Genomic DNA, 26,261 nt, shown 5'->3' with positions numbered 1-26,261 from the left:
TCTCACTTAAGCAACGCTGTTGCCTAAGTGCAAGCACAAGGGACAATGACCGGGTGGACACGGGCTACGGCACGGACAGCGGCGAGGACGACCGCGACGGCGAGGACAGGGCCGCGGGCCCCCGCCACGCACTCGCGGGCGCCGGCGGTGGGGGCGGCGGCGCCAACCTGCCCGTGCTGCGCGGCCACAACACCGCGCTGCTGCTCGGCCTGCTGAGGACGGCCGGCCCGGACGGCACCGGCCGCCGCGAACTCGCCGCGGCCAGCGGACTCACCCCCCAGGCCATCAGCAAGATCGCCGCCCGGCTGCGCACCGAGGGCCTGGTCGCCGAGACCGCCCGGCGCCCCTCCACCGGCGGCAAACCCGCGACCCCGCTGCGGCTCGTCCCCGGCGCCGCGCACGCCGTCGGCGTCCATATGGAGCGTGACGGGCTGACCGCCGTCCTCGTCGACCTGTACGGCACGGTGGTCGCCGAACGCCGTACCCCGCTGGACCTCGGCGCGGGCACGGAAGCCGTCCTCGACGCGGTGACGGACACCGTCAACGCGCTGCGCGCCCGCCTCGCCCCCGCCGCCGCCGCGCCGCTCGGCGCCGGGGTGGCCCTGCCCGGCCCCCTCGACCACCGCACCGGCGTGCCGCGCCGGATCACCGGCTTCCCCGAGTGGGACGGCTTCCCGCTGCGCACGGCACTGCGACGGCGGCTGGGCACACCGGTCGTGGTCGGCAAGGACACCGACGCCGCCGCCCTCGGGCTGGCCCTCGCCGGGGCGGACGGCGCGTCGTTCGCGTATCTGCACCTCGGCACCGGACTCGGCGCGGGCCTCGTCCTCGACGGCCGGGTGCTCCGGGGCGCGGGCGAGTTCGGCCACCAGGTGGTCCAGCTCGACGGCCCGCCCTGCGGATGCGGCGACCGCGGCTGTCTGGAGGCGGTGTGCCTGGCCGCGCTGGCACGCGGGGACACGGCCGGGGCCGCGCGCGTGCTCGGCACGGGGGCGGCCAACCTGGCGGGACTGCTCGGCGTACGGGCGGTGGTGCTCGGCGGGCGCGCCGTACGGGACGCCCCCGGGGTGTACGTCAGGGGCGTGCGCGAAGCGCTCGGCGCCCGGGCCGCGCGCACGGGCGACCCCGATGACGTGCCGGTCCGCACGGTGCCCGGCGGGGACCGGCTCGTCGCCGAGGGCGCGGCCCAGCTGCTGCTGGCCCCGCTCTTCGGCCGCGGCGGATGAGGGAGCCGCCGCAGGAGCCCGACGGACACCACCGGGGCGGACGGCTCCGGGTGCGTCGCACGCCTTGGGTGAGCGCGGCCCCAAGTACGCCGTGCGCACCGGGCGGCACGGTCGGGTTCCCCGGGGACCGCAAGAGCGCCGCGGCCCCCGGCGGCGCGCCCCCCCGTGGCCCCGTGATCCCCGCCGCCCCCCTGATCCCCGCCGCCCCCTGATCCCCTGATCCCCTGATCCCCTGGGACCCGGGAACCCCGGAACCCCTGATCCCCGGAACCCCGGGAACCCGGGCACCCCGGGGGGACAGCTAACCGCTACCGCTACGGGGCGTCCCGCACCGTACCGGTGAACTCCGGACCGTAACTCGGCTCACCGCCGTCCTCCGGGGTGACGACGAGCTGCGCTCGCAGGTACTCCTCCGGCTCGGTCACCGTGTCCTTGGTGACCGGCACGGAGATGTCGGCGCTGGACCGGCCCGGCTGGATGTCGGCCCACAGGTACGGCGCGTACGGAGGGTCGTACAGCCCCGACAGGGGTAGCGCCGGGTCCGGGACCGTCCCGAACTGGGTCTCGACCCACTGCCGGTCGGCGTCGTCCGTGTCCAGTTCCCTGCCGGAGGTCACCGGCCGCAGTACGAGCCCCGCGTGGCTGAAGTCCGTGTCCACGGCCTCGGACAGGGTCACCCGCCAGGTCAGGCTCCGCCCCTCGGTGACGTCGTCCGCGACCGTGGTCAGGGTGACCCTCGGCATCGGGTCGTCGTTCCGTACGGTCAGCGTGCCCTCGTACGAGCCGATCACCGCGCCCCGGACGGCCTTGACGTAGGCCCGGTGCTCGATGTCGTGGCTCCAGCGGGTGTTGCCCTCGACCTCGACCGGCAGCTCGATGCGCTGCCCGCTCCCCGGCTTGACGGTCACGGTCCGGGTAACCGGCCGTTCCCCGGTGGAGCCGGGGAGGAACACCTGTACCTCGCCCTCGCCCCGGCCGCGTACCCGGGCCGGGATCGAGAGGGTCCGCACCCCGGAGTCGCCCTCCTTGACGGTCGCCTGTCCCAGGTCGACCCGCGGCAGCTCCGCTACCGCGCCCACGGCCGGGGTACCGGGGCGCCAGCCCCACGCGTCGACCAGCCAGAGCTTGCCGGAGCCGGTCCGCGGCGTCAGCTCCAGGCTCTTGATCCTCTTCAGGTCCAGCCCGGCGGCGACCGCGGCCTTCACCGGGACACGCAGTTCCCGGCCCCACGCGGACGTCGTCATGTCGGTGCCCGGCAGTCCGTCGACCGTGACCCGGCCCAGCCGGGCCCGCTTGCCCGAGGTGTCGGTGACACCGACGTCCAGCTCGGTACCGGTGGTGTTGGGCGGTACGAACATCCGCAGCGCGAGCGACCGCGAGCCCGCGAGGGAGAAGGACCGCTCGGGCGTCACCCGCACCGGGACACCGGACCGGCTCCACTTCGCCGTGACCGAGTGCCGTCCGGGCTCCGTCCCGAGCATCCAGTGCGCGAAGTGCGGTGACTCCGTCCCGCCCGGGCGCGGCAGACACACCTTCGCCCGGTCGCCGGTGAGGTGCTCGCAGATCCGCCCGCCCGCCACCTTCGTGGCGGCCGAGGGCAGCACCGCGGCGGTGCGGTTGCCGCCGACGGCCTGGGCCGGCGCGCGGACGGGACCCGCGGACGGCGCCCTGCGGTGGCTGCCGTCGAGCAGCGGGCGCACCTTGTCGTCACCCGCGACGAACAGCCGCGCGGCGGCGGCGATGTACGTGGAACCCGCCCGCTGCTGCCGCTCCGCGCTCAGCCGGGTCGCCGTCCCCGGCGAGCAGACCGCGTCGTCGGTCCGCCGGAAGTCGTCGGTGGCCGGGGCGACGGCCTGGCCGGGCGTCCACTCGGTGTTGAAGAAGTTGTGGTTGGCGCCGACCATGTACACCGAGCTGTGCAGCGCCCTGCCCCGGCTGATCCCGCGCGTACGGTCCGCGTACATCTGGCCCTGGAGGTCGTACACATCGCCGTCGCAGCCCGGCAGGATCGTCATCGACGGGACATCGGGCGCCGGGTTCTGGCCGAAGGCGGTCGGGCCGATGAGGACGGTGCCGCGGATCTTCCAGCGCACCGGCCCCGGATGGCCTTCCTGGTCGGCGGGCGGCCGGTACAGACTGTCCAGCGCGGCGCGGTTGACGCCCTCGCCACCCCGGGAGTGCCCGACGAGGAGCACCTTGTCCAGATCGGCCCTGGGCAGCGCGCGGACGGCCGCCGGAGCGCTCGCGGGGTTCGCGGACCAGCCCGCGAGCCGGGCGAGATGCTGCCGCACGAGCGACGAACGCGCCTGCGCCCCGGAGTCGTCCAGCCTGCTGTCCTGCGCGTTGATCCCGTTCGCGGAGACCGACACCGTCACATAGCCCTGCGAGGCGAGCAGCCTCTGGTCGTGGAGATAGCCCCGGTAGCTCGGTATCTGCCGGTAGCCGTCCGCGCAGGGCCAGTCCATCGCGGTGTCGGACGTGGTGTCGTAGCAGGTGACGTGCCTGCCGTGCAGGAACAGGGCGACCGGCCGTTTGCCGGGCGCGTTCCGCGGGCCGACGACCACGGCCTTCATCTCGACCTCGCGCGGTATGCCCGGCAGCTTCAGCGAGGCCAGGCTGTACTCGCCGCTGACGGTCCCGTACCGGCCCTTCACCCCCGGGTCGACCGGGTTCACGGGCGCGGGCGCCGGATTCACCGCCCGGGGTCTCGCGGACTCCCGGGACGACGGGACACCCACCGGCCTGCCCGCCGCGTCCAGCGACCGTCCGCCCGCCGACACCCGCAGTTCGTCCCCCGGGCCGATCCGCGCGGTCCCGACCCGCAGCCGGAACGTCTCCTGCCGCCGGTCGGGCACGGGCACACCCAGCAGCCGCCCGCCCGAGTGGAACTCGACCCGGGCGTCACCGATGGGCAGCGCTTCGGACGGCGTCCATATGAGCTCCCGGCCGGCGCCCGCCCCCGATACGCGCCAGCCCGGCGGCAGCGGGGCGCCGACGCTGTCCCCGGCTGCTCCTGCTGCTCTTGCTGCCCCTGCTGCCCCTGCTGCCCCTGCTGCCCCTGCTGCCCCTGCTGCTCCGGCGGTGCCGGGCGTGGGTGCCGCTCCTGGTGACGCGTACGCCAGCTCCGGGGCCCCGGCCGCCAGCGCGAGCATCGCGACGGCGGCGGCACCCTTGCGCGAGACACGGATCAAGGTGGTCCTCCTTGCGTTCGGTCCTGCTCCCGGCCCCGGAAGAACAGGGGCCTCCTCCTCCGCAGGACCGAAGTGGGCGGACCGGAGTTGACTCCGGTCCGGCGGGTGGCGGGAAACAGCCAACGGGGCCCGGACGGGAGGCTGATGGGGCTCGGGCGCGGGACGTCCACGGGGTCCCGGTACGAGACATACGGGGTTCGGGCGCGGGACATACGGGGTGGGGGCGGGGCGTTCACGGGTTCGGGTGCGGGTCGTGACGGGGTTCGGGCGGGACGGGGGCGGGGTCCTGATGGGGCGCTGGTCCTGACCGGACCGGGTGCGGGACCTGACGGGGCTGGGGCGCGGTCCGGACGGGGATCGGGCGGTGACACCGGTGCGGCACGGACGGGTGACGGTTCCGGTGTGCGCGCGAGAACTCCCGCCGTGCGGGGAAGGGGCCGGTGTTCAGGCGACATCCGGGCGCTGATCGGGTGGGGTTCGCCGCCGTACCGTTCGGCGGGCGCGGGCGCCCGGAAGACCTCGTGCGTCCACGACCCGAAGGCGCGCCCATGTCCCAGCCCCGCCGTGTCCGCCGACCGCCCGCCGCCCGCCGTGTCCGCCAGTTGTTCACCGGACGGTCTGTTCGCGAGCTGCCCGCCGGACGACGTGTCCCCGCGCTGCCCGCCGGATGCCGCCCTTTCCGCGGATCGCCCGCCGGACGCGGCATCCGTCGAATGCTCGCCGGAGCAGCCGCCTCCCTGGCCCTCGCCCTGGCACTGGCCCCGGCCCCGGCGTCGGCCCTGGCGTCGGAATTGGCCCTCGCCCCCGGTGCCGCCCCCGCCGCTTCCGCCGGCCCTGCGGTGTCCGTTCCGCACGCGGCTCCCGCCCGGCCCGGGGGCCCCGCGCACCCCCCGGCGCCCCCGTACTCCGCCGCGGATTCCCCGTACTCCGCCGCGGTCCCCGTCCCCCCGTACCCGCCCGCGCCCGTGCCCGGCACCCCGCGCGCCGGTACGTTCCCGCTGACCACCCGGATCGAGGGCGCCCCCGACGTCTACCGGCCCGGCGCGCCCCCCGAGTCCTGGACCCTCGGCCTGGTCAACACCACCGGGACCGGGTACCGGGGTGTCCACCCGGTCGTCGTCCTCGTGGACGAGGACCGGACGCTGCGGCCCGAACAGGTACGGCTGGAGTTCCACGACGGCTCCGGATGGCGGGCCGCGCGCACGACCCGCACCGGCCGGGACGAGACCGTGGGCGTCTTCGACGGCGACGGGTTCACGGTCCCCGCCCACCGGACCGTGCCCGTCCGGGTCAGGCTCGCGGTCACGCGGGACGCGGCCCCGGGCGAGGTCACGGCCACCGCCGCGCTGGTCCAGCGCCGGGGCGACGACGGCGAATGGGTCGGCGAGTCCGACCCGTACACCTTCGACGTGCGCACCGGGCCCGCCGCCCCGGCCACCACGACGACCGGCCCGCCCCGCGCCTCCGATCCCGGTACCGTCCGGTCCGGCGCCCCGGTCACGCCCGGTCCGCTGCCGCGTGAACTCGCCGTGACGGGCGCCCAGGCCACCGCCTTGGTCGCCGCCGCGCTCACCCTCGTCCTCGGGGGCATCGCCCTCTATCTGGCGGTCCGCCGCTTCACCCCGCCGCGCGACCACCGCTGATCGCGTCCGCGCGGCCACGAGGTCCCCGCTCAGTCACGGTCCGCCAGGGCCGTGTCCGACGTCTCGCCCTTCCCGCCGCCCTTCCCGTCGCCCTCCGCGCGCCCCGGCGCGGTCGTGGGCGTGGACGGGACGTGGCGCAGCCGGACGCCCGCCCAGACCGCTGTCGCCAGGGCCACGGCCGCGGCGGTCGCCGAGGTCAGGTTCAGCCCCAGGGTCAGCGCTCCGCGTGCCGCCGTGAGCAGGGCGTCCGCGAGGTCACCGGGCAGGTCCGCGGCGATCCGTCCCGCCCCGCCCAGGGTGTCGCGCACCGATTCCGTCGCCTTCGCGGGCAGTCCCTCGGGCAGCTCGCCGTCGATCCGGGACCGGTACACGGCGGTGCCGAGGCTGCCGAGCACGGCGACCCCCAGCGCGACCCCCAGTTCCCCGCCGGACTCCGACAGCGCGGACGCCGCGCCCGCCCGCCGGGACGGCGCCGTACTGATCACCAGGTCCGTGCACAGGGTGATCATCGGGCTCAGGCCCAGCGCCACCAGCAGGTATCCGACGATCAGGGTCGGCAGGTCGTCCACGCCCGTCAGCGCCAGCAGCACGAAACCGGCGGACGCCAGCACCATGCCCCCCGTGATGACCGTCGCGGGCCGCCACCGCCGCGCCAGTACCGGCGCCATCAGCGAACCCGCGACCGTCCCCAGCGACGCGGGGACCATCCACACCCCCGCCAGCAGCGGCGACAGCCCCAGCACCTCCTGGAGGTACAGGGCGATGAACACCTGCGTCCCGCCCATCGCGAACATCCCCAGCAGATAGGTGAGGAGCGAGGTGTTGATGACCCGGTTCCGCAGCAGGGACAGATCCAGCAGCGGGTGGGCCAGGGTGAGCTGACGCCGTACGAACAGCGTGCCGAGCACCAGCCCCAGCGAGCCCACCAGCAGCGCCGTGCCGTTCGGGCCGTGCGCGGCGGCCTCCTTGACCGCGTAGACGACGCCGATCATCGCGGCGACCGACAGCCCGGCGCTCAGCGGATCGACCCGCCCCCCGGCCGGATCGCGGTACTCCGGCAGCAGCAGCGGCCCGAGGACGAGCAGCAGCAGCATCACGGGCACGCCCATCAGGAACACCGAGCCCCACCAGAAGAACTCCAGCAGCAGTCCGCCGAGCAGCGGCCCGATGGTGGTGCCCACCGAGAAACTCGTCATCACCACGGCGACCGCCACCCCGCGCTGCGCCGGGTCGGGGAACATCACCCGCACGAGTGAGAGCGTCGACGGCATCAGGGTGGCGCCCGCGATCCCGAGCAGGGCCCGCGCCGCGATCAGGGTCGTCGCGCTGTCGGCGTACGCGGCGAGCACCGACGCCACACCGAACAGGACGGCCCCCAGCAGCAGGAGGCGCCGCCGGCCGAACAGATCACCGGCCACGCCCATCGGCACCAGCGCGCCCGCGATCAGGAAGCCGTACACATCCATGATCCACAGGAGCTCGGTCGAGGACGGCCCCAGATCGGCGCTCAGCTGCGGCACCGCCAGATACAGGACGGTCACGTCCATCGAGATGAGGAGCGTGGGCAGGGCGAGTACGGCGAGCCCCGCCCACTGCCGCCGTCCGGCGCGGTCGGTCGGTCGACTGGTCATCAAGGCACTGTCTCCAAGGGGGCGGGTCGGGGGCACGGAGGCGGGCGGGCGCGGGTTCCGGCGGTAGGGGGTCGGCGGTACGGGTGCGGCGGTACGGGTTCGGCCACGGGTCCGGTCGCGGGTGCGGCTAGGCACTTGTACCGGTGTGGGAGTGGCCCGGGTACTCGTCGTACGGTGGGGCGCCGTGTCTTGACCGGCCACTTCCCTGGTTCTTCACGGGTCCGCCACGGTCCGGTGCCGGTTTCCGTACAGATGTGCGGTCGGCCCGTACCTGGGTAGGGGAGCGGCGACCGGATCGGGCGACGGAATCGACCGGGCTTCACCGGTGTTGAGCGGGTACAGCGTCATGAGGAGCAGAAAATGGCTGGACTGGTGAACAGGATCAAGCAGTTCGTGCGGAGTCCGCAGGGGCAGCGCGCGGTGTCCGAGGTGCGTCGGGCCGCGTCCGACCCGCGCCGCCGGGCCCAGGCGCAGCGGCTGCTGGGCAAGCTGCGGGGGCGCCGCTGAACACCGGTGCGGTGGCGGTCGGGTGCCCGCCGGGGCGGGCGGGCGTGGGGGACGGCCTGCGGGGTCGGTATCCGGCCACGCTGACTACCCTGGGTGGCGTCGGTACGGAGTCGTTCCGGCGCCACATCAGCACCGCACCATGGATCTTCAGGAGACCGGCACATGGCAGAGCGCAAGCCCATCGAATCCTGGCTCACCGACATGGACGGGGTCCTCATCCACGAAGGTGTGCCGATTCCCGGCGCCGACGCGTTCATCAAGAAGCTGAGGGAGTCCGAGCGGCCCTTCCTCGTGCTGACGAACAACTCCATCTACACCGCGCGGGACCTGCACGCACGGCTCGCGCGGATGGGGCTCGACGTGCCCGTCGAGAACATCTGGACCTCGGCGCTCGCCACCGCGCAGTTCCTGGAGGACCAGCGGCCCGGGGGCACCGCGTACGTCATCGGTGAGGCGGGGCTGACCACCGCGCTGCACGACATCGGGTACGTCCTCACGGACCACGACCCCGACTACGTCGTGCTCGGCGAGACCCGTACGTACTCCTTCGAGGCGATGACCAAGGCCGTCCGGCTCATCAACGACGGCGCCCGGTTCATCTGCACCAACCCCGACGAGACCGGCCCCTCCGCGGAGGGGCCGCTGCCCGCCACCGGTTCCGTCGCCGCGCTGATCACCAAGGCCACCGGGAAGGACCCGTACTTCGCGGGCAAGCCGAATCCGCTGATGATGCGGACGGGGCTCAACGCGATCGGGGCGCACTCGGAGACGAGCGCGATGATCGGGGACCGGATGGACACGGATGTCCTTGCCGGACTGGAGGCGGGGATGGAGACGTTCCTGGTGCTGACGGGGCTCACCACGCGCCGGCAGATCGAGAAGTTCCCGTTCCGGCCGTCCTGGGTGGTCGACTCGATCGCGGACCTGGTCGACCGGATCTGATCCCCGGGTTGGGTCCTCGCGGGTAGACGTACTTGTTCCTGTGCCGTCGCTCGGTGGTTTCGCGCAGTTCCCCGCGCCCCTTCGGGACGCAACCGGTGTCCGCATGACCCGCACAGGGACACGTACGGCCAGGTGTGGAACCCCGAAGGCGCGAGCGAAGGCGGCTGGCGCCTTCGGGGGGTGTGACGGGACCATGGGGGCCGGGGACGGGTCGAACCGAGGTGGGGTCATGCGTAGTTACACCCGTGTGTTCGTCGGCAACTGCCTCTTCACCACGGTCTGTCTGCTGCCCGTCCCTTTGGCCTTGCTCGTGGGATGCATCGCCTGGTCCGAGGGCGACGACTGGGCCTGGATCGCCTTCACCCTCGGATTCGTGGGCGTGCTCGGTATCGTCCTCATGGCGAGGCGGACCACGTACAAAGAGCTCCCCCTGGTCACCCGCAAGAACCGTCTGAAGGTCACGAAGGTCTCCTACGGGGACAACACCTTCGTGATGTGGGCCCCTCACTCCGCGAACGGCACACCGGCCGCGGAGTTGGTACGTGCGGACGTCCTGGAGGCGTCCCTGGTCCGGTACAGCCCCGAGGGCGAGGCGACCTTCACGTCCTACTGGCGGGAGTACACGCCCGACGAGTTCACGCCGTTGATCAGACTGAGGCTGCGGGTGCACGGCGCGGAGGACGCCGACGGCGCCGACGGTTTCGAGATCACGGACGAGTGGCGGATACCGTCCCTCTGCCTGTCGGCGGTCACCGTCGGACGTCTGGTCGTCCTCGTCGAGCCCGCCGCGGCGCCGGGGCAGAGCAGGGTCGTCCCGCAATGGCCGCGCAGCACGCTGCTCGCGGGCACGAGGACCTGCCGCGTCATCGGCCTCGACGGCCGTACGACGGAGGTGACCCGGCGCGTCGGCCGCCAGCTGCGGCAGATGCGGATCTCGCGTGCGGCGGGTGGCGTCGCGATGAACGGGGACACGATCGACGTCCGGCGCCTGGAATCGCGGCTTGCGGCGCGGTACACGGAACTGGCCGAATGGGCGGAGGCCCACCCCGAGGACCGCGCGCCGTCGACCGAGCCGGGCGAGGAGGCCCGGTGGATCGTGGACGACCTGCCGGGAGAGCGGGCCGGGTTCGGCTCCGTCGGCCGCCGGTGGTCGCGCCGCGGGGGAGTCCTGGCACTTGGACGGTTCCTGCACATGGGCGGCACGGACGTCTTCCAGGACCACGGTCCGGTCCTGGACATCGTGCTGCGTGTGTATCCCGTGGACGGCACGCCCCCGTTCGACGCCGCCCGTCGGCTGACGGTGCCGATGGACTACCTGGCCGTCCTGCACCGCACCACGGATGTCGTCCTCAGCGTCAACCCGGGCGGCACGACGTACATGATCGACTGGAGCCGTACCAGCCTGCTCGCGGGTCTCGCCGCGGCCACGGTCATCGCCCCCGACGGCGAGGAGATCCCGGTGACGGGCCGCTCCGAGACCATCTGGTCCCTGATGAACCTGCTGGCGTCCCAGGGCCTCTCGAACCCGTCCCCCGTCCTGGACCTCCGAAAGCGCCACATGAGCCCAGCGGCCCCCACCCTCCTGCAAGCAGCCCGCAGCACACCGAACAGAACCAAGTACGCCCAGAGGGGATGACCCAAGGGGCGCGAGGAACCGCGCACCCCGGATTACCCGCACAGGAACAGGTACGTCCAGAGGTGGAACCCCAGGGGCGCGGGGAACTGCGCACCCCCGGAGCGACGGCACGGGAACAGGTACGTCCAGGTGGGGAACCCCAGGGGCGCGAGGAACTGCGCACCCCCGGACTACCCGCACGGGAACAGGTACGCCCAGGTGGGGAACCCCAGGGGCGCGGGGAACCGCGCACCCCCGGACCACCCGCACGGGAACAGGTACGCCCAGGTGGGGAACCCCAGGGGCGCGGGGAACCGCGCACCCCCGGACCACCCGCACGGGAACAGGTACGCCCAGGTGGGGAACCCCAGGGGCGCGAGGAACCGCGCACCCCCGGACCACCTGCACAGGAACAGGTACGCCCAGGTGGGGAACCTCAGGGGCGCGAGGAACTGCGCAAAACCACCGGGCGACGGCACGGGAAACAAGTACGCCCAGCCGGACAGACCTCACAAGCGCAAGCGAAGGCGACCCGTACACCGAAAGGCCCCCGAACGGAGTACCGCACCGGGTCCGGAGGCGCGCCCGGGCCCCCCGCGCGTGACCCTGGTGACTACCAGGAGGTTCACGATGCGCACCCGCCCGATCACCAAGCGTGCCGCAGGCATCCTCGCAGTCCTCCCACTGGTCGCCGCGGCCTCCGCACCCGCCCCCACCGACCCGCCCACGACCTTCACCCTGCACCCCGCCCACGCACCCCCCGGCACCGAGGTGGAACTGCGTCTGACCGGCTGCCCCGCGGCCGTGGCGCAAGCCGCCTCCCCCGCCTTCGTCGCCCCCGCGACCCTCGCCCCGGCCCCAGACGGCCCGGATCTGCACGGCGAGGCCAGACTCCGCACCGGTGCGTCCCCCGGCCCGCACGGCGTCACGGCCACCTGCGAGGGCCACCGCGCGGCCCGCCCCGTCACGGTCACGGTGACCGCCCGGGGGACGGAACCGGCCCCGTCCCCGACGGCCCCGGTCAGCGCGGGCGGCGGCGGGGCGGCCGGCCCGCGAGGCGACGGCGTGACGGGCACCGGTCCCGGTCTGCGCCAGGCAGTCGTCGGCCTGCTGCTCGCGGCGACCGCGGCCCTCGCCGTCTCCCTGCGCACCCGCACCCGCACCCGTCCCCGCCGCCCGCGCCCCGACCGGGACGCCACACCATGAGGCCCCGCACCGCCCCGGAACGCGGCACAGGCAGGGCGCCGTGACCGGACCCCGTACCTCCGGTAGCGGACGGCTGGCGATCGGCGCCGCGTGGGCCGTCCTCCTGCTGGGCCTGTGGCTCTGGGGGCGTGAACTCACCTCCGTACCCGGTGGAACGACCGCCCCGACGACCGGGGACGTGGCCGCCGTGGGCCGCCCGCTGGGCGACGGACCGCCCGCCCCGTTCCGCCCGCTCGCCCCGTCCGCGCCGACCCGCGTCGACATCCCGGCGATCGGGGTGCAGGCACCGGTCGTCCGCCGGGGCCTGGACCGGGCGGGCGCCGTGGCCCCGCCCCCGTTCGACCAGCCCGGCATCGTCGGCTGGTACGGCGGCGGAACCCGCCCGGGGGCACCCGGCGCGGCCCTGCTGGTCGGGCACACCGACACCGACACCCGGCCCGCCGTGTTCCACCGGATCGGCGCTCTCCGGCCGGGCGACACGATCCGGGTGGTCCGCACCGACGCCACGGTCGCGGAGTTCACCGTCGAGGACGTCGAGACCGTGGACCGCCACCGTTTCGACGCCGCGCGGGTGTACGGGCCGCACGAGCGGGGCCGGGCCGAACTCCGGCTGCTGACCTGCGCCGGGACATTCGACCGGGCGAGCGGTACGTACAGCGCGAACACCGTGGTGTCCGCGTATCTGACGGGTGCCCGTACCTGAACCACGGATTCGGAGATCACGTATGTCAGGATTGAACTTCGGACGGTGCCCAAGGGGGAATGGATGTACGGCAAGGTGCGGGCGTCGGCGGCGGTCGCGGGGGCGGTGCTGCTGCTGATGGGGTGTTCCTCCGGCGGGAGCGACTCCGGCGGGGACAAGCCGGAACCGATGAAGCAGCAGCCCAAGGACAAGGACCCGTACTGGGTCAACCCGGAGGGGTACGCGGCCGATCAGGTCGCCGCGTACGAGAACGACGGCAAGGACCGGGAAGCCGAGCAGATCCGGAAGATAGCCGCCCAGCCCACGGCGGACTGGATCGGTGTGGAGAACCCGGAGGAGGAGACGCGGGGCATCACCCAGGCCGCGCAGAAGGCCGACCGGGACGCCCTGCTCGTCCTCTACAACATCCCGCACCGCGACTGCGGCCAGTACTCGGGCGGCGGCGCCGCCGACGGCGACGCGTACCGGGCCTGGATCGACGGGGTGGTCAAGGGCATCGGGGACCGTCCCACGACGGTCGTCCTGGAGCCGGACGCGGTTCTGCACCTGGTGGACGGCTGCACCCCGAAGCAGTTCCACGAGGAGCGCTACCACCTGCTGTGGGGTGCGGTCGAGAAGCTGAAGTCGTCGGAGAACACCAAGGTGTACGTCGACGCGGGCAACGCGGGCTGGGGCAAGCCCGACCAGATCTTCGAGCCCCTGAAGCGGGCGGGCGTGGAGAAGGCGGACGGGTTCTCCGTCAACGTCTCCAACTTCTACTCCACCGCCGACAGCGTCAAGTACGGCAAGGAACTCTCCGCGAAGGTCGGCGGACGCCCCTTCGTCATCGACACCAGCCGCAACGGCAACGGCCCCTTCACCGGCGGCAACCCGGACGAACGCTGGTGCAACCCGCCGGGCCGCGCGCTCGGTGAGACGCCCACCACGAAGACGGGCGACCCGCTGGTGCACGCCTTCCTGTGGGTCAAGCGCCCCGGCGAGTCGGACGGCGAGTGCAAGGGCGGCCCCAAGGCCGGCGCCTGGTGGCCCGAATACGCCCTGGAGCTGGCGAAGTCCAGCAAGAACTGAGCCTTGCGGGCTTCGGGCCGACCGGACGAGTGCGTCGGTCGGCCCGAAGCCGGTGATCACTCGAAGCGGGACCGCTTCGCCCACTGCCGCCTGGACGGGCTGCCTGCCGCGTGAGGACCGTGGCGCCGAACCCGGCCGGCTCGGCCCCTACCTCACAGCTCGCCGTGTGCGACGGCGGTGACGAACTTCTGCCAGGCCGCCGGGGCGAACGCGTGCGCCCCGAGCGCCCGGCACTTGCTGTCACCGACGGCGACCTCCCCATCGGCGGTCAGCTGTCGCTCAACGCAGTTGCCCCCGTTGTCAGGACTGTAGGAGGACTTCCGCCAGCCGTGCTCGGGGAGGTCGTACCGCATCATCTGGTGTCTACCTCTAGGTCTTGTTCAGATCCCGCATGACGCGCGTGATCAGGTCCATGGACTGCTGAGACGACAGCGCCGACGCCCGCAACTGGTCGAAAGCCAGCTTGTACCGCTCAACGGGACCATCTTCCTCCAGATACAGCAGCCCGTCGAGGTACGCGAGGCTCACCACGTCCAGGTCCATCGGGTCGGGATATCTGAAGATGCTGAACGCGCCATCGAGACCCGCGTGCCAGCCCTGACCGAACGGAATGACCTGGATCGTGAGCTGCGGCGGGTTGTTCAGCTCGATGAGCTTCTGAAGTTGGCTCGCCATGGTCCTCGGTCCTCCGACCGTGCGGCGCAACACCGCTTCGTCGAGTACGCAGACCACTTGCGGTCCCTTCTCCCGCAGTATGTCCTGCCGAGTCATCCGAACGGCGACGTACGAGTCGATCTGCTCGTCGGTGGCCGACTTCTCCACTCCGCGGATGGACTCCTCGGCGTACTCACGTGTCTGGAACAGTCCGGGGACGAGCAAGGGCTGGAACAGGAAGATGCGGACCGCGTCCGACTCGATGCTCATCCGTTCCTGGAAGGGTTCCGCGAGCAGGTCGCCGTACTGCGCCCACCAGCTCTTGCGCCGTCCTTCGCGGGCCAGAGTGCTGAGCGCCGTCATGAGCTTCTCGTCCTCGACGCCGTAGAGGACGAACAGCGCCTCCAACTCCAGCTTGCTGACGCCTTGGCGGCCGTTCTCCTGCCGCGAGATCTTCGATTTGTCACCGCCGATGCGTTCGGCGGCCTGATCCGCCGTGATCCCGGCGGCTTCGCGGAGTTGCCTGAGCTTGCCGCCAAGTCTGCGGCGACGCACGGTCGGACGAGGGTGGCTGGACAACGGATTCCCCTTTCTGCACGGCTTGGCCGACAGTCTGTCGCAGCTGACCCCGTTTCCTCCAACTCGCAGCATATGCCAGCGAGTTATTCCACATTCAGCGAATCTGCAACTTTGGAGATGAACAAGTTGCTAACCGGTATGGCGTGGGCTCATTCTGGTCGACGTCACTGATGGCGCTGACTGCGCCACAGGGCGTCACCCTCGTTTGATCTGCGCTGACTCGTTGGAGGAGCCATGGTCGTCATGGCGGAAGAAGGGGCGCGGCAGTACCGGCAGGAACTCACCGCCGACCCGCGTGCCTTCGCTCTCATCCGTCGCACCGTCACCGCCCACATCCGGTACTGGGGCTGGACCGATCACGTCGGCCCGGCTGTCATGTGTGTGACGGAGATGCTGGCGAATGTCCGGGACCACGCCGGTTCCCCCGACTGCGTCCTGATACTGCGCGCCACACCGTCCGAGCTGCGGATCGTCGTGAGCGACAGGAGTCCGGTGCTGCCGGTGGTCCGTCAGCCCGACTGGTGCAGCGAGAACGGGCGCGGCATGTGGCTGCTCGGCGCCAACGCCGACACCTGGGGCGCGGAGCACACCGCCGAGGGCAAGAACGTGTGGGTGGCGTTCACCCGCCCGACCGGGGCGGCCTCCACCTGAGCCGACCCCGGCCCCCGGGCCCGTCTGCCGACCTGCAAGCACGGCCCCACCGCACGTCAGCTCCAGGAAAGGTTCCTGGAGCTGACGTGAGAGACCGGTGCCGGGGGGTCCTACGGCACGTTCACCCACTGGGCCTTGCTCGGGGTGCCCTTGTCGTCGGTGACGAAGAGCATGTACCAGCCGGACTGGACGAGGTTGCGGCTCTCCGGGACGGTGACCGTGACGCCGTCGGCGGTCTTCGTCATCTTCAGGGCGATGGACTTCTGGTCGATGTCGGTGACATGCGTGGACGCGCTGGGCCGCATCAGCCGGGCCGACTTCACCGACGCGCTGTCCCGGGTGGTGAAGGTCGCCGAACCGCCGCGCTCGATCTTCTTGGGGCCGCCCGCGAGGGAGGGCCGGGAGTCCCGGAAGAGGTACGGCGGGGTGTAGATCTCCACCCGCTGCTCGAACTTGCCGGGCTTGGTGTTGGCCTTGTCGGCGTACAGCGAGTCGGAGCCGAAGAACATCACCCGGCCGTCCGGCAGCAGCAGCGAACCGGAGTGGTAGTTGCGGCCCACCAGCGGATCGGCCACCCGCTTGAACGAGTTGGCCCCGGTGTCGTAGAGCCGGGCCTGGAGGATGTCCGAGCCGCCGCGGCCCCGGTAGTCCTCGGAGCCGCCGGAGACCAGCACCGAGTCGTCGGGCAGGATCGACGCCTGCGGATAGCGGGTGCCCTTCTCCATCTCGGGGCCGTCCTCGAACCGGGGCTTGTCGGCCAGCAGGTCCACGATCCGGGTCCGCTTGCTGGCCTCGTCCGACTCACCGACGCCGCCACCGCCGATGACCATGTACTTCTCGTCCTGCGCGGGCGGCAGCAGCACCGTCCCGGAGGTCTCCATCAGCTTGGGGTCGCTCAGTCCGGGGACCTTGGTGAACTTGTTGCTCTCCAGGTCCCAGACGCCCGGCTCGCGGCCCTCGTCGGCCGGACCGTACCCGGCGTTGGAGCCGGAGTAGAAGAGCCGGCCGTCCTGCATCAGCGAGACCGCCGGATACGTGGGGAACTGGCGGATGCCCTCGGTGTACTCCCACTCCTTGGTCTCGGGGTCGTACACCTCGTTCTTGCCGGGGACCAGCTGGCCGATCTCGTCGAGCCCGGAGAGGCTGAGGATCTTGCCGTCGCTGAGGGTGGTCAGCGTCGGGTACCAGCGGGCCTCCTTCATCGGGTCGACCCGGATGTACTTCTCCGCCACGGGGTCGAACTCGAAGGCGTCCCTGATGCCCTGGAAGTCCTTCTTGTCGAGGGCGAGCTTCTCCGCCATGCCGTACGTGTTGCGGGTGTCGGCGGGCTTGAGACCCTCGACCTTGTAGTTGTCCTGGGCGCCCGTCTCGTGCTTGGCGCCGCTCTGCGCGGCCTCGACGTAGATCCGGCCCAGCCCGGGGTCGTTGCGCAGGAACCGTCCGGTCACCTTGTCGAAGACCTTCTTCGCGCGCTCCACGACCACGGGGTCCTTGGAGATGAACGACTTGCCGTTGGTCTTGCCGGTGAAACGGGTGCCCGCGGGCAGCGTGATCGGCTTGTCCGGGTTCTCGTTGTGGACGACCATCAGCCCGCCGGCCTTGGTGACGTCCCCCTCCAGCTTCTCGTACCGCTTGGTGCCGCCCGCGATCAGCAGATTGCCGTTGCCGAGCTGGGTGTGGCCGGTGCAGAACAGGTCCGTCGGGGTGTCGATCTTCTTGATCTTGTCGGTCTCGGGGTCCCACAGCCGGGTGTCGAACTGCTTGCGGTCGAAGTTCTCCTGGACGTTCCCGGAGCCCGCGACCAGCAGCACCTTGCCGGTCCGCAGCACGGCCGCGTGGATGGTGTTCTGCCGGTACTCCTCCGGGAACTCCATGATCTTCCAGTGGCCGTTCTCGGCTTTGTACTCCTGCTTGTTGATCGTGTACTCGTGATACTGCTCGGACCCGAACCGGTAGAGCGCGGGCCCGTTCATCCCGGCCAGCGCGACCACCACCGCCGTGCCTATCGCGATCCGACGGGCGCGGCGGCGGCTGGAACGGTCTTTCACGGCTTACCCCGATACGGCTGGTAGTGGTTCGACGGTGCGGAGGGCGCGGCGGAGGGGCCGTCGCCCGGTCGGGCGGGGAACCCGGGCGCGTCCGGGGCGGACGACCGGCGCGCGAGCGGGATCTGGAGGGTCTGGTCGTCGCCCGGGGTCCAGGTGGGCCGCTGCTGCGGGACATGGGCGCCGGGAGCGGAGTGCCGTCCGCGGGGGGCCTGCGCCGGGACCACGGGAGCGTCCGGGGCGCCGGCGTCCGGGCCGGAGGCGGTGACCGGGACGGGTCCGGGCACCGGAGCGGGCGCGGCGGGCGCGGGCGGCTTCTTGGCGTCCTGCCGCATCTGCCAGCGCCAGATGATGATCGGTGCCGCGGTGATCAACAGCGCGAACGACGCCCAGATGATCATGGCCGGGTGGTTGTGCCCGAAGAAGAACGACGCGACGACCGAGGCGCCGAACACCGCGATGAAGAACAGATGGATGCGGAACGTCCCCAACAGCGTGTCGGGGCTCGCCGAGTCGCCCTTCGGCGTCACCACGAACTTGCTCTTGCGGCGCAGCACGGCGTCCATGAGTGAGCGCGCGTAGATCGGCGCGGACAGCGCGGACATCGCCATGCCCGCGACCCCGCCGGAGCCCTCGGGCTCGTGCGGCGAGACGTTGTGGCGGCGGTTCCAGACGTACAGCCCGATCTGGAGGGCCGAGGCGTTGCCGTACAGCATCAGCCAGATCGTCGGGTCGATGCTCACACCCGAGGCGCCGAGACCGAGGAACAGGACACAGCTCAGGGCGGCGAGGATCCAGTTCAGCGCGGACATCGGATAGAAGATGATCATCATCGTGTAGTTGAAGAGCTTGCCCGGGGGCAGGGAGTAGAAGCCCTTCCAGTACTGCTTGAGGATCGTCTCGTAGGTGCCGCGCGACCAGCGGAGCTGCTGGGTGAAGAAGTCCGTCCAGGCGTTGGGTCCCTCACCGACGGCGAGCACGTCCGGGGTGTACACGGACCGCCACTTGTTGCCGGTGGCCGGGTTCTTCGCCCGGTGGATCTCGAACCCGGTCGCCATGTCCTCGGTGATCGAGTCGTACAGCCCGCCGATCTGCTTCAGCGCCCTGATCCGCACCGCGTTGGACGTACCGACGAACATCGGGGAGCCGTACGCGTTGCCCGCGCGCTGGATCAGCGCGTGGAAGAGGAACTGCTGGGACTCGGCGGCCTTGGTGACGAAGTCGTCGTAGTTGCCGTACACCTGCGGGCCGATGACGAAGCCGACGTCCGGGTCCCGGAAGAAGCCGAGCATCCGCTCCAGGTAGTTGGGCAGCGGGATGTGGTCCGTGTCGACGGAGGCGAAGTAGTCGTAACCGTCACCGTGCGCGTCCAGCCACGCGTTGTAGTTGCCGTGCTTGGTCTTCGCCCGGTGCGGACCCTTGTCGGTGTTCCACTTCGCGATGCCCTTACGGGAGAAGTGGCGCACCCCGAGCCGCTCGCAGACGGCCTTGACGTCCGCGTCGTCGCCCTCGTCCAGCAGCCAGACGTGCATCACCCCGCGGTGGCGGATCTTGACGGCCGCCTCCAGGGTCTTCGTCACCATCTCCAGCGGCTCCTTGCCGGGCACGAAGGAGGTGAGGAAGGCGACCCGGGTACCGGTCTCCGGGACCACCGGGATCGGGTCACGGGCGACGATCGTGGCGTGCGCGTTCGACAGCACGTTCATACAGCGGAAGAACTCGATCAGGCCGATCGAGACAAGCATGACCACGTCGAGAGCGGGCAGGAAGTCGTACGCGGGGTGGTCCCGCTCGGTCCAGTGCGCGGGCTGGAGCAGCCAGAACAGCAGCACGAGGGAGAGCAGGGGGGCCGCGCCCAGCATCAGGGCGGCCCGGATGCGGTGCGGTTCCTGCGACAGCAGCGACCGGTACCGGACCTTGTACGGCTCGTTCGGATCGGGTTGGGTGAGAGGCCCGGCGAGACGGCTGTAGTGCTCGTAGTCGTAGCGCGGCAGGGTCTTCTGTATTCGGCGCAGGCCACCGGTCCGGTGCGACGGCACGCGTAGTTGCGTGGTCTCCGTCGGATCGAAGTTCTGCCCGGCGCCGGAAGGCGGCGACGTCATGAGTCATCCCCCCAAACACGCGTACGACGCGCGTGTTTCGTCGTTCCCTATCGCCCTCCTCGGTTCCCCTGACCGTCCCGGGCGCACAAGTGGCGAGCCACTCTCACCTTAGACAGCGAACAGTGGCTTCCGGTTGCATGATGCCTCCCCCGGACCCCGCTTGTGTACCGGGGTCCCCAACGAAGGGCATCCGCCGTTGTGGGGGTGGGGCACGCGGAACGCCTTCGCTTGCGCTTTCGAGCCCTCGCTCCGGGCCGCACCCGTCCCTCCGCGGGTCGCTCGCGGGTTGCGGCCCCCTGGGTTTCCTGTGCTGGGCGCACTCCGTTCCTGTGCCGTCGCTTGGTGGGTGCGCAGTTCCCCGCGGGTCGCCTTCGCTTGCGCTTCCGGGGTCTGTCCGGGTGGGGGCGGTTGTTCCTGTGCCGTCGCTCGGTGGTTTTGCGCAGTTCCCCGCGCCCCTTTGGGGCGCATCCGGTCGGTTCTTCGGGTCGGGGCCGGTCGGGATTCTCCGTCCTCGATCCGACACGCTCGGTAACACGTCCAGTGACCCGACTGAAGAGCATCGGAGTCTGCGAGCAGAGATTCCCGCCCACCCCCTCCCGTAGCCGAGCGCCTGCGGGAGGAGAGGGGTGCCCCTTCAGGGGCGCGGGGAACTGCGCACCCCCGGACGTACCCGCACGGGAACAAGTACGCCCAGCACAGGAGACCCAGGGGCGCGGGGAACTGCGCGACCCCGTCCGACCCGCACAGGGACAAGTGCGTCCAGCCGGACAGACCTCGAAAGCGCAAGCGAAGGCGACCCGCACAGGAACAAGTGCGTCCAGCCGGACAGACCCAGGAAGCGCAAGCGAAGGCGACCGGGCAAGGGGAAGACGAAAGGCCCCCCGTTCTCAACGGGGGGCCTTCGGTGTCTGTGCGCCGCCAGGGACTCGAACCCCGGACCCGCTGATTAAGAGTCAGCTGCTCTAACCAACTGAGCTAGCGGCGCCTGTCTGACGTGGAGAACTCTACCCGACGCCGGCGGATGCTCGAAACCGCTTCCGGGGCCACCCGGGAATGGGGTCTTTCCGCTGGTCACAGCGGTATGGGGCGAGTGATACGGGTCACGTGCGGCGGCCCGTGGCGGGGGGTGGGACCCCTGGCCGGCGGCGCCGGGCCCGCGGCCGGGGGGTGGGGCGCCGGACGGGGGGATGTCCGGTCCCCGGAGGGCCGCGGGCCCGGCCCCGGACGGGGGCGTCCGGGTGCCGGTGGACGGAGCACGGGTCCCGGCGCCGGACGGGGGAGTCCGGAATTGGCCGGAAGGTGCTGCCAGATCCGTAACCATTTGATCACACTTGCCCCTTCTGGATCAACCCTGCCGGAAGGTGACGTTTGACCCTTGTGTGAACGGAAGCCCGATCAAGGGGTGGGCTGAAATCTGACGTACCCTCATGGGGTTGAAGCATTGCATGTCTGACTGTCCATCATTTGAATGGTCAACATGCGATATGTCCGGACAGTTGGGAAACTGACGCCTGTGCAGACGCGCGGAGAGGCCGATCCGGTCTGTGAGGGGAATCGAATGGACACTCCCGTATTCGAAGACGTGGCACCCGCGAGCGACTGCGCCTGTCCCGGTTGTGCGGACCGCAGGCGGACCCAGGCCCGCGGTCTGCCGGTACGGCTCGGCGGCAACCCCGCGGCGCACGGCGCCCGCCGTCACGCACTGGTGCTCGCGGCGGCGGCCGGCACGGTCCTGAGCAGCACGAACGCGCCGACGGCGCTCGCCGCCGAGGTGCGTCCGCCGGGCCAGGGGTTCACCACGGCCGGAGAGGGTGTGATGGCGCTCACCGGCGGCGCGGCGGTGCACACCCCCGGATTCGTCCCGCCGGTCGGCGGGGCCGGGACGGGCGTCCTGGACGGCGGAACGGCCACCCCGCAGGGCGCCACGAGCCCCCTGCACGGCGCGAGCCCGTCCACGAGCGCGACCCCGGTCTCCACAGGCTTTCCGGCCACCACCCGGGCGGAGATCATCAACCGGGCCAAGACCTGGATCAACGCCAAGGTCCCCTACAGCATGTCGAAGTACTGGTCGGACGGTTACCGCCAGGACTGCTCGGGCTTCATCTCGATGGCCTGGGGACTCCCCGGCAACGAATGGACGGGCAGCCTCGCCCGGTTCGGCGTCCGGATCACCAAGAACGAGCTCCAGCCCGGCGACATGCTGCTGTTCCACAACCCGTCCGACCCGAACAAGGGCTCGCACGTCACGATCTTCGGCGGCTGGACCGATTACACGCGTCAGTACTACGTCGCCTACGAGCAGGCCCCGCCGAAGTCCCGCAAGCAGGCCACCCCGTACGGGTACTGGTCCAACGCGAGCAGCTACGTGCCCTACCGCTACCGCGGGGTGAAGGCCGGCACGGGCGGCGGCACGGACACCGGTACGGCTCCGGGTACCGGTACGGGCAGTGCCGGGCCCACCGGGACCGCGTTCCCCGGGGCCTCGAAGTTCGGGCCCGGCGCCAACAACCGGCACGTCACGGAGCTGGGCCGGATGCTCGCCGAACGCGGCGGCTCCCGCTACTACCGCAGCGGCCCCGGCCCGCGCTGGAGCGACGCCGACCGCCGGGCCACCGAGGCGTTCCAGAAGGCCCAGGGCTGGAAGGGGAGCGCCGCCGACGGCATCCCCGGCCCCAAGACCTGGGACCACCTGGTCAAGGGCCGGGGCCGCGACATCCCCGCCCCCGGCACCCCGGGCGGCGGCTCCCGGCCGGGCGGCTCCGCCGGCAGCCCCGGCGCACCGGCCGAGGCCGACTTCCCCGGACGGGGGTACTTCCGCCCCGGACAGAGCAACTCGTACGTCACCCAGCTCGGGAAGCAGCTCGTACGGAAAGGATTCGGCAAGTACTACACACAGGGTCCCGGACCGCGCTGGGGCGAGAGCGACCGGCGCAATCTGGAGGCGTTCCAGCGCGCGCAGGGCTGGCGCGGCGGAGCGGCCGACGGTTACCCGGGCCCTGAGACCTGGCGGCGGCTCTTCTCATGACGGAGGCACGGATGAGCCCAGTGACACCCCAGTCACCGCAGTCCCCCCACCCGCCCCAGCCTTCGCCGTCCGCGAAAGCCCCGCTCCCCGCCCGTACCCCCCGGACGGCGCCCCGGATCTCCCGCTCACCGCAGACCCCGGCCCCGGAACCGTCCGGACAGCGGCCGAGGAGCCCGCGCGTGGACGAACCGGGCGGTCAGCGCCCGTCGCGGCTGATCCACAACGAGTCCACCACCGAGATCCCGGTGCATCTGCTGTTCCGCGAGGACCCCTCCGGCACCCCGGTCCCGGCCGAGCCCGCCGTGGTGCGGCGCCGCCAGGCATCGAGCGAGCAGCCGAGGACACCGTCCGGCGGGCGCGGCCCCCGGCGCGACGGGCGCGCCGCGGCGGGTGACTTCCAGGAGCGGCCCGGCGCCGCCGCCGAGCGCCGCGAGCGGGCCTTCGAGCAGGGGGGACGGCCGCTGCCGGTCACCGACCCCGAGCTCGTCGAGCGGCTGGGGCGGGCGCTGCCCGGCACGGCCGGGGTGGCCGCCGGGTTCCTCGGGCTCGCGGGCCTGGTCGTCGCGCTGTGGTGGACGGGCGCGCTGCCGACGGCCGCCGTCGAGCTCCTGGGGCTCCCCGCGTACGGGGCCGACGCCGGACCCATGGGCGTCGCACTCGACGGGATCACCTCCCGTTCCGGGATCACCGCGGCCGGGGCGGTACCGCTGGGCATCGGCCACTGGGCGCTGCTCGCGGTGACCGGGACGCTCGCGCTCTTCGGCTTCGGCGGGCTGGCCCGCGGCCGGGTCGGCCAGGCCTGGGTGCTCACCCTCTTCGGACGGTACCGGGGGAGTGTGCGGCGCACCGGCCTGGTGTGGGTGAACCCGCTGCTGCTGCGCCGCCGGGTCGACGTACGGCTGCGGCACTGGCGCAGCGAGCCGATGCCGGCGGTGGACGCGCACGGGGTGGCGCTGCGGGTGGTGGTGCTCGTGGTGTGGCGGATCAGGGACTCCGCGAAGGCGACGCTGACGGTCGAGGACCATCAGGAGTATCTGCGGGAGTGCGTGGAGGCGGCGATGGCGCGGGTGCTGTCGCAGTTGCCGGCGGACGCCTTCCACGAGGACGCGCCCACGCTGCGCAACGCGGAGGCCGTCGGGGACGCGCTGACGCGGCGGATCGCGGCGGACACCCGGCCGGTGGGCCTGGAGGTGTTCTCGGCGCAGCCGACGCGGATCGAGTACGCGCCGGAGGTCGCCGCGGCGATGCAGCGGCGGCGGATCGCGGCGCTGGACGCGCAGCACCGGGACTCGGTGCTGACCTCGGTGGTGGACTCCGTCGAGGACACGGTGACCCGGCTGACCGTGCGGGGGCTCGTGGAGCTGGACGACTACGAGCGCAAGGCCCTCGTCAAGGACCTCACGGTGGCCTTCTACACAGGTCGGGGCACCGCCGACCCGGGGTGACCGGGGTTACCGCGGGTTACCCGGGTGGGTCCCCGGGGGGTTCCGGAGCGGGTATTATTTCGGGTGTCGGCAGGCGCCGCTAGCTCAGTTGGTTAGAGCAGCTGACTCTTAATCAGCGGGTCCGGGGTTCGAGTCCCTGGCGGCGCACAGACAGCAGAGGCCCCTCGCGCAAGCGGGGGGCCTCTCGCGTCCCCTGAGGTCTCCCCGTGTGCGGCCGGCCGCACACGCCACGCGGCCACGGGTGGCGTGCGCGCGATGACCGTGCCTGTGGGGGGTCACGCGGAGACTTCGGGGCGGTTCGGACCTGGGGTCAGATCAGAACTTGACGTCGGAGCAGGCGTAGAAGGCGTTCGGGGTGTCGGCGACCGTCCACACCGCGAGGACCACATGGTTCCCGGTCTTGCCGGAGGGGACCTGGCCGGAGTGCGACAGGGTCCACGGCGGGCGCTGACCGTTGTACGGCACCGTCAGGAACGGGGTGGACTCCAGGGCGGCCCGCGTCAGCGGGGCGTTCTGGTTCCAGCCGTTCTTGGTGATGTAGTACTTGAAGTCGGCCGTGGCGTGCGCGGCCGTGAACTGCCAGCGGAAGTTGTAGCTCTGGCCGCCGGACAGCTGCGTGGCGGGCCACGCGGTGCCGTTCGGCTGCTTGGGCTGGTCGAGGGCGCTGAAGCCGCCGTTCCCGGCGGAACAGATCTTGCCGTCGGCCGGGCCGCGGCCCGGGAAGCCCTTGAGGCCCTCGACGCTCTGCGGCTCGTACTGGATGGAACCGCAGCCCTTGACGATGCCGCCGTTCCCGCACGCCTTCTGGCGGCTCAGGGGCTGATCGGTGTACCCGTGGCTGCTGGCACCACCGGACGAGAGCGTGACAGCTCCGACGGTGGCGAGTCCGAGCATGGCCGCGTACATCTTTTTTCGCATGCTGCCACTCCTGGAGAACGTGGGGGTTCTGTGGGGCGTACGCGCACTGCGGTCTAGACCAAGTCCCAGGTTATTGCCGTTAGTTGAACATGTCCATACCAACGGTAGAAAGGATTCGGTCACATCACGCCCCCGATTCCTCCACAAGCCTTGCGTCCGGCCCGCCGATGGTGACCCCCGATGACGGACCTCCGCCATCCCACGGCCCCCGCCGACCACCCCTTGACCGGACGTTCGGGACGGCCGCGCCGGAAGGTCGGACGGCCGGAATCCGTACCGGCACCGTCGCCGGTTGCCGGGTGGCCGGATCAGCCCTTGCGCGGGTTCAGAGGGTCAGGGAGAGGAGGACCGCCGGGGCCTCACGGTTCAGGATCTCCGCCGCGTCCCGCAGCCTGTGCACCTGCTCCACCGGCAGCGAGAGCCCGAGGCACCCCACCGCCGCCCCGGCGGTGACGGGCACCGCCGCGCACACCGTCCCCACCGCGTACTCCTGGAGATCCAGCACCGGCACACTCGCGGGCTGCAATCCCAGCCGCCGCGTCAGTACCCGCTCGTCCGTGATCGTCCGGGAGGTGAGCCGGGCCGGCCGGTGCCGGGACAGATGATCCCGCAGTGCGTCCCCGTCCAGCTGCCCGAGCAGGCTCTTGCCGAGCGCCGTCGCGTGGCCCGCCGACCGGAAGTCCACCCATTCCCGCGCCGCGGGGGTCTCGGGCCCGTCGTTGACGTGGATCACCGTGACCTCACCGTCGAGATAGCGGCCGACGTACAGCGCCGCGCCGACGCTCGCCCGCAGCCGGTCCAGCGTGTCCTGGATCGGCGGCCGTGCCGTGCCGAGCCGCCCCAGCGCCTCCCCGGGGAGATAGATCCCGTCGGGCCCCTGCCCGACGTACCCCTCGCGGCGCAGCATCCGCAGCAGTCCGGTGAGCCGCGCCCCGGAGAGCCCGGTCTCCCGGGCCAGCTCCGCCTCGCTCGCCCCCGAGGAGCCGCGGGAGACGAGGTCCAGGACGCGCAGGGCGCGCTGCACCGAACGGTACGGCGCGGTCGACTCGTGCTGAAGCGCCACTGCTTCCCCCTGGACGGTCCCGGTCCATACGGCTGGGCACATCAACG

General features: G+C 71.9%; 19 protein-coding genes and 2 tRNA genes. 12 read left to right on the top strand and 9 right to left on the bottom strand.

Annotated elements, in window-relative coordinates; genetic code table 11:
• Positions 1-53: 53 nt before the first annotated feature.
• Entirely contained in the window at positions 54-1,226 is a 1,173-nt protein-coding gene (locus AB852_RS33220; RefSeq protein WP_245877010.1) for an ROK family transcriptional regulator, read from the top strand.
• A gap of 314 nt (positions 1,227-1,540) precedes the next feature.
• On the opposite strand, the gene AB852_RS33215 is transcribed toward AB852_RS33220, so the two are convergent.
• A complete protein-coding gene (locus tag AB852_RS33215; RefSeq protein ID WP_073793877.1) occupies positions 1,541-4,417 on the bottom strand; it encodes an alpha/beta hydrolase in 2,877 nt (958 codons plus the stop codon).
• Positions 4,418-5,130: 713 nt separating this feature from the next.
• Between AB852_RS33215 and AB852_RS33210 the strand changes: the two genes are divergently transcribed.
• Complete coding sequence (locus AB852_RS33210; RefSeq protein WP_245877009.1) at positions 5,131-6,060, top strand: hypothetical protein; 930 nt, start codon at positions 5,131-5,133, stop codon at positions 6,058-6,060.
• Positions 6,061-6,089: 29 nt separating this feature from the next.
• Here the strand turns inward: AB852_RS33210 and AB852_RS33205 are convergent, their stop codons facing one another.
• Positions 6,090-7,691, bottom strand: a complete 1,602-nt coding sequence (locus AB852_RS33205) for an MFS transporter (RefSeq protein WP_073793876.1) — start codon at positions 7,689-7,691, stop codon at positions 6,090-6,092.
• Between the two features lie 360 nt (positions 7,692-8,051).
• Here AB852_RS33205 and AB852_RS40095 point away from each other — a divergent pair, with 360 nt between their 5' ends.
• From AB852_RS40095 to AB852_RS33175, 6 genes are all read left to right on the top strand, one after another.
• On the top strand, positions 8,052-8,198 hold the full coding sequence (locus AB852_RS40095; RefSeq protein ID WP_178391177.1) for a hypothetical protein: 147 nt from the start codon (positions 8,052-8,054) through the stop codon (positions 8,196-8,198).
• Positions 8,199-8,360: 162 nt separating this feature from the next.
• Positions 8,361-9,140, top strand: a complete 780-nt coding sequence (locus tag AB852_RS33200; RefSeq protein ID WP_073793875.1) for an HAD-IIA family hydrolase — start codon at positions 8,361-8,363, stop codon at positions 9,138-9,140.
• 229 nt (positions 9,141-9,369) lie between these two features.
• A complete protein-coding gene (locus tag AB852_RS33195; protein ID WP_073793874.1) occupies positions 9,370-10,776 on the top strand; it encodes a hypothetical protein in 1,407 nt (468 codons plus the stop codon).
• Between the two features lie 609 nt (positions 10,777-11,385).
• Complete coding sequence (locus AB852_RS33185; protein ID WP_073793872.1) at positions 11,386-11,961, top strand: hypothetical protein; 576 nt, start codon at positions 11,386-11,388, stop codon at positions 11,959-11,961.
• Positions 11,962-12,001: 40 nt separating this feature from the next.
• Complete coding sequence (locus tag AB852_RS33180; protein WP_073793871.1) at positions 12,002-12,664, top strand: class F sortase; 663 nt, start codon at positions 12,002-12,004, stop codon at positions 12,662-12,664.
• 63 nt (positions 12,665-12,727) lie between these two features.
• Positions 12,728-13,732 (top strand): glycoside hydrolase family 6 protein, encoded by a 1,005-nt coding sequence (locus AB852_RS33175; protein ID WP_073793870.1) that lies wholly within the window; start codon positions 12,728-12,730, stop codon positions 13,730-13,732.
• Between the two features lie 152 nt (positions 13,733-13,884).
• Here AB852_RS33175 and AB852_RS33170 read toward each other — a convergent pair whose 3' ends face one another.
• Positions 13,885-14,088 (bottom strand): DUF397 domain-containing protein, encoded by a 204-nt coding sequence (locus AB852_RS33170; protein WP_073793869.1) that lies wholly within the window; start codon positions 14,086-14,088, stop codon positions 13,885-13,887.
• Positions 14,089-14,101: 13 nt separating this feature from the next.
• Positions 14,102-14,965: a helix-turn-helix domain-containing protein gene (locus AB852_RS33165; RefSeq protein WP_073793868.1), complete on the bottom strand. Its 864-nt coding sequence runs from the start codon at positions 14,963-14,965 to the stop codon at positions 14,102-14,104.
• A gap of 243 nt (positions 14,966-15,208) precedes the next feature.
• Here AB852_RS33165 and AB852_RS33160 point away from each other — a divergent pair, with 243 nt between their 5' ends.
• Positions 15,209-15,616, top strand: coding sequence for an ATP-binding protein (locus AB852_RS33160; RefSeq protein WP_073794411.1), 408 nt, complete (start codon positions 15,209-15,211; stop codon positions 15,614-15,616).
• 110 nt (positions 15,617-15,726) lie between these two features.
• Here AB852_RS33160 and glxA read toward each other — a convergent pair whose 3' ends face one another.
• The 3 genes from glxA to AB852_RS33145 form a co-directional block, all read right to left on the bottom strand.
• On the bottom strand, positions 15,727-17,664 hold the full coding sequence (gene glxA, locus AB852_RS33155) for a radical copper oxidase GlxA (RefSeq protein ID WP_073793867.1): 1,938 nt from the start codon (positions 17,662-17,664) through the stop codon (positions 15,727-15,729).
• Positions 17,661-19,763 (bottom strand): glycosyltransferase family 2 protein, encoded by a 2,103-nt coding sequence (locus AB852_RS33150; RefSeq protein ID WP_079185092.1) that lies wholly within the window; start codon positions 19,761-19,763, stop codon positions 17,661-17,663. Before AB852_RS33150 ends, glxA begins: the two co-directional genes overlap by 4 nt.
• A gap of 911 nt (positions 19,764-20,674) precedes the next feature.
• Positions 20,675-20,748, bottom strand: a tRNA-Lys gene (locus AB852_RS33145).
• 573 nt (positions 20,749-21,321) lie between these two features.
• Between AB852_RS33145 and AB852_RS33140 the strand changes: the two genes are divergently transcribed.
• The 3 genes from AB852_RS33140 to AB852_RS33130 all read left to right on the top strand — a co-directional run bounded on the left by AB852_RS33140 (position 21,322) and on the right by AB852_RS33130 (position 24,380).
• Positions 21,322-22,788 carry a peptidoglycan-binding protein gene (locus AB852_RS33140; protein WP_073793866.1) on the top strand — a complete coding sequence of 489 codons (1,467 nt, stop codon included), beginning with the start codon at positions 21,322-21,324 and terminating at the stop codon, positions 22,786-22,788.
• 212 nt (positions 22,789-23,000) lie between these two features.
• The gene (locus AB852_RS33135; protein ID WP_425444204.1) at positions 23,001-24,233 is read left to right on the top strand and encodes an SPFH domain-containing protein; all 1,233 of its coding nucleotides are present in this window, start codon (positions 23,001-23,003) and stop codon (positions 24,231-24,233) included.
• A gap of 73 nt (positions 24,234-24,306) precedes the next feature.
• A tRNA-Lys gene (locus AB852_RS33130) sits at positions 24,307-24,380 on the top strand.
• 168 nt (positions 24,381-24,548) lie between these two features.
• Here the strand turns inward: AB852_RS33130 and AB852_RS33125 are convergent.
• Both AB852_RS33125 and AB852_RS33120 read right to left on the bottom strand, forming a co-directional pair.
• Positions 24,549-25,151, bottom strand: coding sequence for a lytic polysaccharide monooxygenase auxiliary activity family 9 protein (locus tag AB852_RS33125; protein WP_073793864.1), 603 nt, complete (start codon positions 25,149-25,151; stop codon positions 24,549-24,551).
• 325 nt (positions 25,152-25,476) lie between these two features.
• Positions 25,477-26,214 carry an IclR family transcriptional regulator gene (locus tag AB852_RS33120; RefSeq protein WP_073793863.1) on the bottom strand — a complete coding sequence of 246 codons (738 nt, stop codon included), beginning with the start codon at positions 26,212-26,214 and terminating at the stop codon, positions 25,477-25,479.
• Positions 26,215-26,261 lie beyond the last annotated feature (47 nt).

The organism is Streptomyces uncialis, assembly GCF_001905345.1.
GTDB lineage: Bacteria > Actinomycetota > Actinomycetes > Streptomycetales > Streptomycetaceae > Streptomyces > Streptomyces uncialis.
Note: the sequence above shows the minus strand (reverse complement) of the source record. Positions and strands in the feature narration are given on the sequence as shown.